13 protein-coding genes are annotated in these 12766 nt (G+C 41.5%); 3 read left to right on the top strand and 10 right to left on the bottom strand.

Features of this window, described 5'->3' with window-relative positions; translation table 11 throughout:
• Positions 1 to 56: 56 nt before the first annotated feature.
• Positions 57 to 1016: an aldo/keto reductase gene (locus tag AC1DSE_RS08785; RefSeq protein WP_477512359.1), complete on the bottom strand. Its 960-nt coding sequence runs from the start codon at positions 1014 to 1016 to the stop codon at positions 57 to 59.
• A gap of 224 nt (positions 1017 to 1240) precedes the next feature.
• Here AC1DSE_RS08785 and AC1DSE_RS08780 point away from each other — a divergent pair, with 224 nt between their 5' ends.
• Positions 1241 to 1624: a VOC family protein gene (locus AC1DSE_RS08780; RefSeq protein WP_477512360.1), complete on the top strand. Its 384-nt coding sequence runs from the start codon at positions 1241 to 1243 to the stop codon at positions 1622 to 1624.
• A 95-nt stretch (positions 1625 to 1719) separates the two neighbouring features.
• Here the strand turns inward: AC1DSE_RS08780 and AC1DSE_RS08775 are convergent, their stop codons facing one another.
• From AC1DSE_RS08775 to AC1DSE_RS08755, 5 genes are all read right to left on the bottom strand, one after another.
• Positions 1720 to 3048, bottom strand: coding sequence for an IS3 family transposase (locus AC1DSE_RS08775; RefSeq protein WP_477511861.1), 1329 nt, complete (start codon positions 3046 to 3048; stop codon positions 1720 to 1722).
• A 122-nt stretch (positions 3049 to 3170) separates the two neighbouring features.
• Positions 3171 to 3599 carry a GNAT family N-acetyltransferase gene (locus tag AC1DSE_RS08770; RefSeq protein ID WP_339202589.1) on the bottom strand — a complete coding sequence of 143 codons (429 nt, stop codon included), beginning with the start codon at positions 3597 to 3599 and terminating at the stop codon, positions 3171 to 3173.
• An 82-nt stretch (positions 3600 to 3681) separates the two neighbouring features.
• A complete protein-coding gene (locus AC1DSE_RS08765) occupies positions 3682 to 4758 on the bottom strand; it encodes a HAMP domain-containing sensor histidine kinase (protein ID WP_477511860.1) in 1077 nt (358 codons plus the stop codon).
• Complete coding sequence (locus tag AC1DSE_RS08760; protein ID WP_477511859.1) at positions 4748 to 5440, bottom strand: response regulator transcription factor; 693 nt, start codon at positions 5438 to 5440, stop codon at positions 4748 to 4750. The genes AC1DSE_RS08765 and AC1DSE_RS08760 overlap by 11 nt, the downstream gene beginning before the upstream one ends.
• Before the next feature lie 44 nt (positions 5441 to 5484).
• The gene (locus AC1DSE_RS08755) at positions 5485 to 6054 is read right to left on the bottom strand and encodes a class I SAM-dependent methyltransferase (RefSeq protein WP_477511858.1); all 570 of its coding nucleotides are present in this window, start codon (positions 6052 to 6054) and stop codon (positions 5485 to 5487) included.
• A 227-nt stretch (positions 6055 to 6281) separates the two neighbouring features.
• On the opposite strand from AC1DSE_RS08755, the gene AC1DSE_RS08750 reads away from it, so the two are divergent.
• Positions 6282 to 7121, top strand: coding sequence for a sugar phosphate isomerase/epimerase family protein (locus tag AC1DSE_RS08750; protein WP_477511857.1), 840 nt, complete (start codon positions 6282 to 6284; stop codon positions 7119 to 7121).
• Between the two features lie 97 nt (positions 7122 to 7218).
• On the top strand, positions 7219 to 8019 hold the full coding sequence (locus AC1DSE_RS08745) for a (2Fe-2S)-binding protein (RefSeq protein ID WP_477527596.1): 801 nt from the start codon (positions 7219 to 7221) through the stop codon (positions 8017 to 8019).
• A 94-nt stretch (positions 8020 to 8113) separates the two neighbouring features.
• Here the strand turns inward: AC1DSE_RS08745 and AC1DSE_RS08740 are convergent, their stop codons facing one another.
• The 4 genes from AC1DSE_RS08740 to AC1DSE_RS08725 form a co-directional block, all read right to left on the bottom strand.
• Entirely contained in the window at positions 8114 to 9049 is a 936-nt protein-coding gene (locus tag AC1DSE_RS08740) for a tyrosine-type recombinase/integrase (protein ID WP_477527595.1), read from the bottom strand.
• A gap of 165 nt (positions 9050 to 9214) precedes the next feature.
• The gene (locus AC1DSE_RS08735; RefSeq protein ID WP_477511854.1) at positions 9215 to 10432 is read right to left on the bottom strand and encodes a Ger(x)C family spore germination protein; all 1218 of its coding nucleotides are present in this window, start codon (positions 10430 to 10432) and stop codon (positions 9215 to 9217) included.
• Positions 10429 to 11523 carry a spore germination protein gene (locus AC1DSE_RS08730; protein ID WP_477527594.1) on the bottom strand — a complete coding sequence of 365 codons (1095 nt, stop codon included), beginning with the start codon at positions 11521 to 11523 and terminating at the stop codon, positions 10429 to 10431. Before AC1DSE_RS08730 ends, AC1DSE_RS08735 begins: the two co-directional genes overlap by 4 nt.
• A 19-nt stretch (positions 11524 to 11542) precedes the next feature.
• A partial coding sequence (locus AC1DSE_RS08725; protein ID WP_477527593.1) for a spore germination protein occupies positions 11543 to 12766 on the bottom strand: 1224 nt, incomplete at its 5' end.

The following is a 12766-nucleotide window of genomic DNA, read 5'->3' as shown; positions in this document are numbered from 1 at the left end:
TTCTTTTGGGAATTTACTATTTAGAAAATGAATATAAGAGCAGCATTCTATGTTTATCAAATGACATAAGATGAATCCGTTTCAAACAAACGGCTTATTTGCTCATAATCTTCTCTGGATAGACGCCATTTGGTTGCAGCCGTATTTTCCTCCAGCTGCTTAACCGTCTTCGCACCAGCGATCACGCTCGTTATTTCCTGCTTATACAATAACCAGTTGATAGCTACCTGGCTTAATGGTTTCTCGATGGCTCTAGCAATTCCAGTAAAGGTTTCGATGATGACAATGTTTTTTATAAATTGTTTATCCGAAAATAAAGGATTAAGCTGCGCGCGAACATCCGTTTTGGGCAGCCTTGTCAAATAATTAAATTTCCCCGTCAACAACCCCTGAGCTAGCGGACTATAAGGAATAAAACCGATTTTTTGCTGCTTCGCATAGGGTAACGCTGCATGTTCAACATCGCGCTGGAACAAGTTATAGGGCAGCTGCAAAGATACAATATTGCTAACGGATTGTGCTGCAACTAATTGCTGAACGTTAAAGTTTGAAACGCCGATATTTCTGATTTTTCCTTCAACGACGAGTTGATTTAACGTTTCAAACGTCTCTTCAATCGGTGTTTTGCCGCTGGGATCGGGAAAATGTACTTGATACAAATCAATATAGTCCGTATTTAATCGCCGCAGGCTCTCCTCTACCTCACGAATTATATTTGCTTTGGATACATTTATACTAAACTGCCCTTGATCGTTCCAGATGAGGCCAGCTTTTGTTGCGATAATGACATGCTCCCTTACGGGCTGCAGCACTTTACCAAGCACTTTCTCGGAATGTCCCAGCCCATAGGATGGAGCGGTGTCATAGAAGGTGATCCCCTGTTCATACGCACGACGAATGACAGCCTCAATCTCGTTATCATCGACTTCTCCCCAGCCTGCTTTCCCAGCAGCCCAAGCTCCGAACCCGATAACGGATGGATAAAGCTCGCTATTGCCTAATTTTCTCTTATCCAACAAGCGAACCTCCTTTACTTAATYATTCCTACCTGATTACTCGGAACTAACATAATTATAATTGTGTCTGCATGAAAGTCAACCCATTTTTTTCAAAATGAACCAGCTGCTTAACTACCGCTCGACAATTATGACTTGACAACTGTTTTCCATCTCCTTATGATAAAAAGCATTCATTATTGCGATAAAATTCCATATTCCCGATTAGGAAGGAAATAAAAACAATGACTAAAAGACGTATTGATCATGTTGGCGTTATGGTAAAAGATATTAATGCTTCTATTTCTTTTTATACTGAAATTATTGGCTTTGAGCTTAAAGGAAGAACGCCTCATACGAATGGAATTATTGAGCTTGCCTTTCTTGGCTTTGGCGGTTCCGATGAAACCGAATTAGAATTAATTCAAGGCTATAATGACAACCTTCCAAGTGAAGGCAAGGTGCATCATTTTGCAGTGACAGTAACGGATGTCCATGCGGAATTTGAACGTTTAAAGCAGCTTGAAGTAACCTTTATCGATGAGGGCATCACTGTACTTCCGAACGGATACCAGTACTTTTTTGTAAGCGGACCTGACGGTGAGCGAATCGAGTTATTTCAGCGGTAATGAATGCTCGAATAAAACACGAAAAAGAGGATGGCCCCTGATCTGATCAGGTAAACTGACCCCTTAGACAAGGACACTTTGAAAAGAAAAGAGCACTAAGCCACACTTAAGAGATGATTCCTGTACTGAACAGGAGTCATCCTTTTTTGTTTCCACTGATATCTATGATGATTGTAATAACGAATATAGCGATTAATTTCTCGTTCTAATTCAGCCAAGGTTGTACAGTCTTGGCTCTTCACATGATCTTTCATATGACCGAAGAAGGACTCCTGAGGTGCATTATCCCAACAGTTTCCACGACGTGACATCGATTGTCCAAGTCCCTTACTCTTCAATAATTTCTGGTAGGTAGGGCTCGTGTAATGGCTCCCTTGATCGGAATGGATAAAGACCTTCTTATGAAGTTTTACGCGCTTCTGTTTCATTAATGATTCAATGGTGTTTGTGACTAAAGGCAGTTGGAGGGATACGGAGAGATTTCGGGCTAGAAGTTCCCCTGTAGAGGCGTCCAAAATGGTCGACAAATAAGCCGTCTGTGATTTTCCATACGGAAGATAGGTGATATCCGTGAGTAAAACAAGGCCTGGGATTCCTTTCTTAAAGTCCCTCTGCAGCTTATTTGGGAGCGTGCGGTGTTCGAGTGTAGCTTTGGTCATAAGTCGATACGGGTTAGGTTTTCGATGAGGACAAACGAGGTCGAATTTTTTCATTAGCCTTTGAATTCGCTTTAGATTGTAACAGGTGTCATATTCGCTCTGGAGCGTCATCTTAATGGATCGGGAGCCTTTTTTATAACCTCTTCGATGAAAGGCTTTCTTGATAAGTGCACCTGCTTGCTCATCCGCTAACGTACGCTCCTGACGCTTGTCAGCAGAGTGAAGATAGTTATAAAAGCCAGAGCGTGACACGTCAAGCAGTTGACAAAGATAACGTGTCATTCGCCCCAAACCTTGTTGAACGGCTTCCTGAATAAGGTTAAAACAATCACTCGGATTTAGGATCTTTCCGTTTGCTGTTAGCCTCCTTTCGTTCCAGTCTAACTTTTTTACGTATGCCAGTTGAGCTTCCAAAAGCCTAATCTTTGCATCCTGCCTGGCAATGATCTCTTCAGGAGATAAATCTCGCTTTGATGGACGTAGAACCGCTTCTTTTCTCGAGTCCGCAAGTCCCGTAATCCCATCTTTTTCGTACGCTTTCTTCCAACGATCTGCACATTGTTCGATCCGCTTCATCCCGAGGATCTCCACTTGAAATCCACTGGTTTCAAAAATCTCCCTCGGAGTTCGTCCCGACACATACTGGTCAATGAACACACGTTTGAATTCATTAGCATACGTAATCGATTTTTCGCTGACTCGTAAGACATATGGGTTATTAGCTAACTGTTCTTGTTCCTGTTGATTAAAGTGTTTTTTACTCATACGATCGCCCCCGCTGTTCACTCTAGTATACAAAAAAAGGTACCCATACACTAAACCCTTTTTTCAAAGTGTCCAGTGTATGGGTACCAGTTTAATGAGCAGGCTCTCTTCATTCTTTTTATTTAATGTGATAAATCTTTAACCATCTTAACATGCGGGATATTCTCTTCCATAAAGATGGTGGATGCTACTTCATAACCTTGCTTCTCATAAAAAGCTGCTGCTTGAACTTGTCCATGCAGCTTCGCTTTCTTAAGCCCCTTTTCACGTGCGATCAACTCAAGCTCGTCCATAATTGCTTTGCCGAGTTTATGCATGCGGTGTGAAGCCAATACGCAAATCCGCTCTATTTTTGCCATATCATCGACGATCCGCACTCTGCCCGTTCCAACAGGTACATTCTCGTAATATACAAGAACATGATCAGCAATTGCATCGTATTCATCAAGCTCTACTTCCTCCGCAACACCTTGCTCTTTGACGAAGACTGTTTTTCGAATCAGGTACGCCTCTTCCAATTGCTCATCTGTCGTAATCCGTTTTGTTTCCATCTTTCTCTTTCCTTCCATAAAGAAATCTCTATAAAACTGCGACTATTCAGCCTCTATGTTTATTATAATGCTAATTTGCTAATTAGCCAAAACTTATCGGTATTTCAATCCAAAAAATATAATGGCCGTTGTCATGAACAACGCCGATTTCTCCTCCATGCATCTCTACTATTTGTTTGGCAATGGTAAGTCCAAGACCTGTACCAGCTGGCATAGAGCTGCGAATATCATTCGACTCCCGCTTGAAAAAACGATCAAACAATTGCGCTTCCTCATGAGGATTAATCGGTACTCCTTCATTTTCAATGGTTAACCGAAATATATCGTTCGAGGCAGTTGCTTTTACCGTCATCACACTCGGTTTGATCGAATATTTGAGCGCATTGATTAAAAGATTGTCAATAGCTCTCACTATTTTCTGCGTATCACTCTCGACACAGACCGGTCTTGCACAAAAGCTTTTCACCACAATGATTCCCTGCTCGGCAGCAACAGGCTCAAATTCAATAATAAGCTGCTCTACTAGTTTGTTGATATCTACGGATTGCTTAATGAAGTTGTGATCTCCGCCAGTCAGTCGTGTATATTCAAACAAATCATCGATCAATTTCTTAAGCTGCTGCGTCTTGTGGAAAGCATTGTCTATAAATCGCTCTTGTTCACTTGGATCTTGAGAGGCATGTGATTTCAATAAATCCAAATAGCCGATAATGCTGGTAAGCGGAGTCCGCAAATCATGCGAAACATGTGTGATTAGCTCCATCTTCGACTGTTCGAGCATTCGTTCTCGCTCTAGCTGTGTTTGCAGCTGCTGAGCCATATGGTTAATATTTTGAGCAACGATACCCAGTTGATCCTGCCTTGTTAACGGAACGCGGTATTCCAGATCCCCACCGGCTATTTTGATTAGCCCATACGTTATTTCTTTGAAATAACTGACCACACCACGCGTAAAAACAAAGAAGAAAAAAATAAATATACCGAAAAATAAAGGCAACGATATGAAATTATTGAGTATAAACCCAAATTGTGTTCGAGTAAAATGATCCATTCCTACGATAAAAACCACGGCAATGATGAAACTTAGGACGGGCACCCACAGCATAAGACCACGAATGCTGCGCAGTCCCATTAGCATACTGCTCACATTATTTTTCAATCTTATAGCCCACTCCCCATACCGTTTTTATATATCTCGGTTCCCTAGGGTTTTCTTCGATTTTCTCTCGAATATTGCGGATATGAACCATGACCGTATTTTCGGAGTAAAAGGCGGATTGATCCTTCCATACGTTCTGATAAATTTTATCGATATTAAAGACTTGCCCCCTGTGCGATGCGAGCAGCAGCAATATTGCAAATTCGATAGGTGTTAGCGCTATTTCTTGGCCTTTTACTGTAACCAAATGCTGATCCTTATTGATGATAAGCGCATCTATCGTAATTTCGTTTGAAGCACTCACCGCCTGGACCGTCAAGGTTTGCCTTCGCAGCTGTGCTTTGACTCGTGCCAGCAGCTCCAATGGATTAAACGGTTTTGTAACATAATCATCAGCCCCTGTGGATAGACCTGTAATTTTATCGATATCTTCGCCCTTTGCAGAAAGCATAATAATGGGGACATCGTGTTCCTCTCTAATTTTGAGGCAAGCTTTAATCCCATCCCATTTGGGCATCATAACGTCCAGAATAATCAAATGAACGGGTTCGCGGTTGACAACCTCAACTGCATGCTGTCCATCGACAGCTTCCACTACACGATATCCTTCATTCCTTAAATAGATGTGTAGAATATCACGAATTTCCGGATCATCGTCAACAACCAAAATCGTCCTGCTCACTTGTTTACCTCCTTTAATGAAGTTCTGCGATATGCTTATAAAGGCTATTTTTTTCTACAAACGTAGACGAAAGCAGGCGGAACATTGATAGGTACAAAAATAATCTTTTCAATATGAAAATGTAAACTTAATTGCTTCTTCATTTGCTGCGAATACTGAAAGGCAACAAACCATCCATCATCCTTTAAGGAGTTTACTATTTGCGCGATCAGTATATCCCTCAGTGTCTGATGGAAATTGAAAAAAGGCAAGCCGCTAATGACACAGTCCAATTGCTCAATCCCTTCTTGCTGTAAGGCTGCTTGCAAGTTTGTCGTGTTCTCATAACATAAAAAATTTGGGTAATTTTCTTTCAATGTTTTTAACATATACGGATCTGTCTCAAAAAGCAAAACTTTCGTTTGTTGATGAGCAGCTTCCTGAATTTGCTTTGTAATCGCACCGGTGCCAGCACCAAGCTCCGCTGCCGCTAGTACCTCATGCCATGGGATGCTCTCGACCATCTTTTGGGCCAAATACTTGGAGCTCGGCATGACACTGCCGATTTCCATAGGCTTATATAAAAACTTATACAGAAACAAACATTTTTCCTTTAACGATTGTTTTATTCCCATGATTGTTGGTCACTCCCTCGCTTCTTTTCCTCATGCTAACAAGAAATTGTGCGGATAAAGCGAGGATAAATATGAATTTATTCTGAAGAGCATTCATTCTTTCACTTCAATATCCCACAAAAATGACCAACTAGAGGAGTAATATGCCAAAAGCGAAGCTTTTTTTCGGCTTGCTGCGTGCTATGCTAGCCTTAGGATTAAATAATATAGTAAAGGCGGGATATATAGTGTCATATCTATCAATTAGCACATGGAGCTTACATCGTAATCTTGGACCTCTTCACTGGACGGTATGGGATAACGAAACGAATACTCATCAAACGCGTGTACAAGAACAACCGCAGCTTACGACTTTGCTAGACCTTCCAGCTGAAGCAGCTGCTAGAGGTTATCAAGCGCTTGAAGTTTGCCATTTTCATTTTCCTTCAACTGAACCGGCTTATCTTGAGCAGCTTCGCCTCTCTTTCGAAAATGCTGCGATTAAGTTTGATACCTTGCTGCTCGACTATGGCGACATAACAACAGTTGATGCGGCTAAAAGAACAGCAGATCTTAGTTTCATTCAGAATTGGATCGATATTGCTTCACAAAGTGGAGCTAAACAAATTCGTGTCATTGCTGGTGAAGCTTCACCTAGTGATGATGCTGCCATTGAATTGTCCGCTTCCTCCTTGTCCGAGCTAGCTGAATATGCTGCTTCTAGAAATGTTCATGTTATAACTGAAAATTTCAAAGCGCTTACGTCGACATCGGAAAGCAGTCTTAAGCTGCTTGCGCATGCGGGTAAAGCAGTAGGCTTTATAACCGACTTCGGCAACTATCATAGCGCGGACAAAATCAGTGAAATTGGCGATACGGCACCACTAAGCGTCTCAGTTCATGTTAAGCCTACCTATGATGATGCCGGTGTCCCTGATAAGGACGAGCTAGTCCCCTATCTTACTGAGGTTGAACGAGTTGGGTTTAAGGGTGCTTATGTTCTCATATACGATGGCCCAGGAGATATGTGGGAAGGGCTTAACCGAGTTAAAGCAATTGTAGAGCCATTAATATTGACAGTCCGCTAGCCCCCTCCTATACTTATAGAGTGGAATAATGATAATCATTATCGAGTATACCTACTCTATAAGTATATTTTGAGAAACCGAAATGGGGCACAAATACATGGCACATGATATGGACTTTACACTTGTAGAAACATATTTTCACATTTCTCCGAAAGGTGCAGCTCATCCCTTGCTTGAGCTGCCAGCGATCAGCTTTTATGATAAAGAAACTGCTCATGCAACACTTATAAAAGCCGGAGAAATGGTGCAAGCAACGGGCATGCAACTAGCTGCTTCCTTTGTAGGCATGTCCTTCTTTAATCTGTGCATAACGAATCTATTTTTTGTTGCCCAATACAACCGTTATTTGGATTTATCGCTACATAATTTAACTTATCAGCTTGAGAAACACGATGATCATGCCCATCTGGGCTTCAAAATTAATGAGCTTCGCTGGACAGATGTGCCAACCGAAGAACAAGAAAGAAAGCAGTTTTTAGAGAATGCCTTTCGAACTAGCTTTACGGATGAGATTAACGATATCGTCGAAGCTGTAGCCATAAGTGCCGATGTGAAATCCRCCATGATCTGGAACCAGGTCGGTGGACAACTGCAGGGTGTGATTGATTTTCTGAAAAATAATATGAACGATCAGTCACTGTTGACAATTGTACAGCGCGATCTTGAGGTCATTCTCGGTCTGCCTGCTGAGGTATTTAATCGGAAACGGAACCCTTTTGTTCACAAACCTCGGTATATCGATGATCCGTGGTCACCTGGAGGTCCACAAATCGTTCTTCGCTCTTCATGCTGTATGTACGATTGTCGTGTTGATGGTGTGAAATGTTATACCTGCCCTCGTTTGCTGCCAGAAGAACGTGAAGAAAGACGCAAGCTGGTTGCAGCTAGCGTCCACTAATATAAAAAGCTGATGTCAGATACTACATGTACCTGACATCAGCTTTTTTTGCTGCATTATTTTATAATTTCAATATTTGTTTACATAATTATTATTATGTATCCTTATTCTGAAATTTCATTGGGATTTTACTGGAAATGTTGTTCATCGCATTTCGAAGCTGTTTATTATCAATATGCGTGTAAATTTGTGTTGTTTCAATACTCGCGTGCCCAAGCAGCTCTTGCAAGGTTCGTATGTCTGTACCGCTGCGAATTTGCATCGTTGCAAATGAATGCCGTAGCTTATGGCTCGATAGCCTTTTATCCGCAAGTGCAGRCATCGTCTCCTTTAGCAGCTTGATCGTTTCATCAGCGACGGTCTGTATCATTCGTATAGATAATCTTCGTCCAAACTGCGATACAAAAAACGGCTGCTCCTTACCCTGCCTGGATTCCTTGCGCTCAGCAAGCGCCTCATTCAATACATGCTGCAGTGCATCCGGCAAAGGGATAACTCGCCATTTACGCCCTTTCCCGAGAATATGAATCGATCCATCCTGCCTAAAATCCTGTACATTCATCCGGTGTACCTCACCGACGCGAAGACCGGCATAGGACATTAATAAAACAATTGCGACATTGCGAATATAATATTTCCCCTGTATGGCTTGCAGAAGCGCTTCGAGTTCATTTTCTTCCAAGTAAACCGGAATACGATTTTTCTCCTGCTTGGACTTTGCGATAAGTGCAGCAGGATTGCCTTCCAAATGCTCCATCTCGTTCAACGCTTTAAAAAATGAACGCAAAGAAGAAAGCTTGCGATTGCGCGCCTCATCCCCTGCCCCCTTCTCACGGCAAACGGCCATGTAGCGCATAATATCCATTTTCGTAATATGTTTTGTTTCTGTTGGATGTACCGTCTGTAGAAAAAAACGAACATCATTTATGTAGGCTTGATGTGTGGACTTGGTCATCCCTTTATTTTTCATCCAAATCGAAAATAAGTCCATTTCCAAGCCATAGCTATCCGTCACCTCATGTTGTCCCATTCGCAAGCAAATCCTCCATAAAAAACCTATTTTCACACTCTATTTAAGTGACCATTACTCTATTATGATAGCTTAAAAGTTGATATAAAAGCAAACTGCGTGAAATATGTATTTCACGCAGTTTTTTATCCGCAGAAATGATGATTTTTTCGATAAAAATAGCGATCAATGCTTCCGTTTTGCTCCTGTATCCGTAATAGCTAGTTTAATGCTATACGTAATCGGAATGCGACTGAATTCTTCATCCCAATCCTCTTTAACCTTTTGCCATACTTTTGGATGCGATATGCTTAGTTTAGTACCGAAACCCATGACGTCTGTTTTATATTCCTTTTGAATTTTATGTAAGGCTCTATTCACGAGTCGGCCTACTTCCTTCTCTGATGAATGTACAGCTTTGGTTACAAATTTATGATCCAGAGGCTCGTTGTCAATTAACCACTCTTCAATTAGTCGACCATCCGATTCTATATTTACGTGAAAACTAATTTTTCCATTCTTGACCTGTGAAATTATTTTACTTTTAAGCGTTTTGATCTCATAGGCAATGACCTGCTTCGTTTCAGGATCATAGCTTTTTACTAACCCGCCTTTGCCTTTGCCAGTCAACCACATTATGCCTAACAATTCTTCCTCCGATAACAGTCCTTTGAACTTTTGGGTTTTCCCCTTAATAACGGCTGCACCTGAAAATTCAATCTCGCCTTCAGCAGCAACAATATTTTGGAGTAAATAGCTGGACTTTGCATGCATTTTACCCTCTACTGCAATAAGCGACATCGGAGGTATGATCTTCAATGTACGATAACGATTACCGATCATCTCAATTACACGGAACGAAGGTATAATGTTAGTACCTTTTGATTCAAATACATCTCTAGCCATGCCGCTGCTCATGACAATTAAGCTATTCGGCCGAATATTATTATCCCTCAACATAAAGCTAAGGAGATTATTCATGCTGTATTTTCGAGACAACATCTCATTTATAACGATCACCTTCAAATGATGACCGATGACAGGCCGCTCCATTCGTGCAGAAAATCCTCTAACCATTTCAAAAAGTGAATCTCCTGTCTCCGAAACATTTATATAAGGTTTAGCTGTTACAACACCTGAAGATTCACCGTCTTTCCCCTCTGATTGTTTATCTATAATTTGCAGCGTGTAGGTGATCAGATCCTTTTTCCGATTAGAGGTACTCAGCTTATCCATTTTTTTCTCAATTTCCGTTTTGCTGGCAACATCAAGCGCTATTCCGACATATAGCCCAAGATCCTCAATCTCATCCTTGCTCCAACAACCCGTTTGGACAAGCAGCGTTAGCGTGCATAGGCATGCTAATATAAATCGTCCCCGACTGTTGCTGTGGATCTTCATCATTTTACACTCCTTTTTTTCCACTTCGTCATACCAAACAATATGATGGTCATAGAGACAAACAAATAAAGAGCGGTATTGCCTAGCAAGCTGCCGTATACAAACAAAGCGCTCGTATTTTTTGGAAGCGTGGAAACTAGAAATACAATGGGCAGTAAGAAATATAAGCATTTCATCATTTTTGCTTTGAATACTTGTGACAATCCCAAGGCTGCAGCATAATACGTAATGACAAAAGAAGAATAGATTTGCATAATCCAAATGACAAGGAAAAACGATTCAAACCTTTCAAATATTAGTCCAGAAAGCTCAAAGCTGCGTACAAGATCGAGTGTTGGCCACGTCCGTGTAATGACAACATCTATCGATAGCCCGCCAACTACAATAATTACGGTCAGCAAATAAATAAAGAACGGAATCGCTGTGCCATAGACGACTGCTTTTACCGATTTTTTCGGATTATCCATAAATGCAGTTAAAATCAATATAATTTCTACGCCTAGAAAGGACAGTGAGGTTGTTTGGACCCCCCTGAGAGGAGGCATGATTCCTTGCCCTAATACAGGCCGCAAATGATCGATTTCGAATATCCGTAAAGACATTAACATGACTAATACGTAAATAACGATTGTTATCGGCAAAATGACCTCAAATAACCTCGCAATGGGATTARTGCCGCTGGTCATCAAATAGAAGCTAACCCAAATAAAAACCATGACAATGACCCATGGAGGCGTTCCTTCCAGCAGGAAAAATTCCGTAACCTCAGATAAAACACGCACCTGATAAGCAGCTGTCATGAAAAAATAAATAACAAACGCGATGCCAATTATGCCTCCTATCCATTTTCCGAGAAGCTTCTGAGTAAACTGGTATACCGTTTGATTGATATGTAATTTTGCCAATGCAGCCATAAACACGCCTACTAATAAGGCAACCGTTCCCCCGATCAGTACCGATATCCATACATCTGGTGTCCCTACTTTTTCAACAGAAGCTCTAGGCAACGTAAGAATTCCTGAACCCAGCATAAAGTTTGAAATGATCACAGCGGTTTGAACGGTTGTAATACGATCATTGGACATCTTTTTCATATAATGCCTTCTTCCAAATTCAATTCTTCGTGCGTGTATTGTCTTTCGGCTTCAGCATTTCAGGTCGTTTTTTCATCATAAATATCGGCATGCGAACAATAAAGTCTTTCCAATCTTTAATACGGTACGGAACTGCTGGGCTCGCATAGGGTACGCCAAAACTCTTAAGTTTGACGATATGTGCGCATAACATTAAGGAAAACAAAATTACGCCATACATACCGAATGCAGCAGCGCAGAACATAGCAGCAAAACGCAGCATTCTTAGTGCTATCCCAGCATTGTATTGTGGTATTGCAAACGACGATATCGCAGTAACCGCAACGACAATAACCAAAATCGGACTCACGATACCAGCTCGAACAGCCGCTTCACCAATAATCAAACCTCCTACGATTCCCATGGCCGGTCCAATTGGTTTAGGCAGTCGAAGCCCCGCCTCTCGCAATATTTCTATCGCTACCTCCATAATGAGCGCTTCAACAAGAGATGAAAAAGGCACACCTTCCCTAGCACCAACGATAGAAATAGCCAATTTAGTTGGTATTAGGCCTGGATGAAACGATATGAAAGAAATGTACATCGCTGGTGTCAATAACGCGATCAAAGCGGCAAGAAAACGCAGCATTCTGAGCAGTGTGCCAACCATCCAACGCTCATAATAATCCTCCGGTGATTGCAGAAGCATGCTAAATGTAACAGGTGCAATCAACGCAAAAGGGGTACCGTCAAGCAGAATGGCAACCCTGCCTTCCATCAATGCGCCAATGACCCGATCGGGCCTTTCCGTACTCTGCACCTGTGGAAATGGACTCAAAAAATTATCCTCAATCAGCTGCTCAACGTATCCTGATTCGGGTAAATTATCAATATCGATCTTGCTTACCCTGCTCCTGACCTTTTCAACTAATTCAGGATCAACAATATCTTTAATATAAGCAATGATGAGCTGCTTCTTAGCACGTGTGCCAACATGCATGCTCATGAATGATAGGCTGGCATTTTCACCATGTCTTCTTAGAATCGCAGTATTGTCGGATAAGTTCTCATTAAAGCCTGCTCTCGGCCCTCTAACTAATGCCTCAGAGATTGGTTCCTCAATATTTCGAGATTTGCTCCTTGCAGTGCCAATGATAATAATTTCATCAATTCCATCAACGAGCACTGCTGTTGCACCCATTAATACTTTTGGCAGCATTTCTTCTAAAGAATGGACTTCACTTAATTGACTAACAGTTAATTC

The sequence above is a fragment of the Paenibacillus sp. 01L418 genome (genome assembly GCF_056400045.1).
Note: the sequence above shows the minus strand (reverse complement) of the source record. Positions and strands in the feature narration are given on the sequence as shown.

Coding starts and splice junctions, on each gene's coding strand:
- AC1DSE_RS08780 (WP_477512360.1), top strand. CDS start 1,241: ATGACTAAAAGACGTATTGATCATGTTGGCGTTATGGTAAAAGATATT.
- AC1DSE_RS08775 (WP_477511861.1), bottom strand. CDS start 3,048: ATGAGTAAAAAACACTTTAATCAACAGGAACAAGAACAGTTAGCTAAT.
- AC1DSE_RS08770 (WP_339202589.1), bottom strand. CDS start 3,599: ATGGAAACAAAACGGATTACGACAGATGAGCAATTGGAAGAGGCGTAC.
- AC1DSE_RS08755 (WP_477511858.1), bottom strand. CDS start 6,054: ATGGGAATAAAACAATCGTTAAAGGAAAAATGTTTGTTTCTGTATAAG.
- AC1DSE_RS08735 (WP_477511854.1), bottom strand. CDS start 10,432: ATGATGAAGATCCACAGCAACAGTCGGGGACGATTTATATTAGCATGC.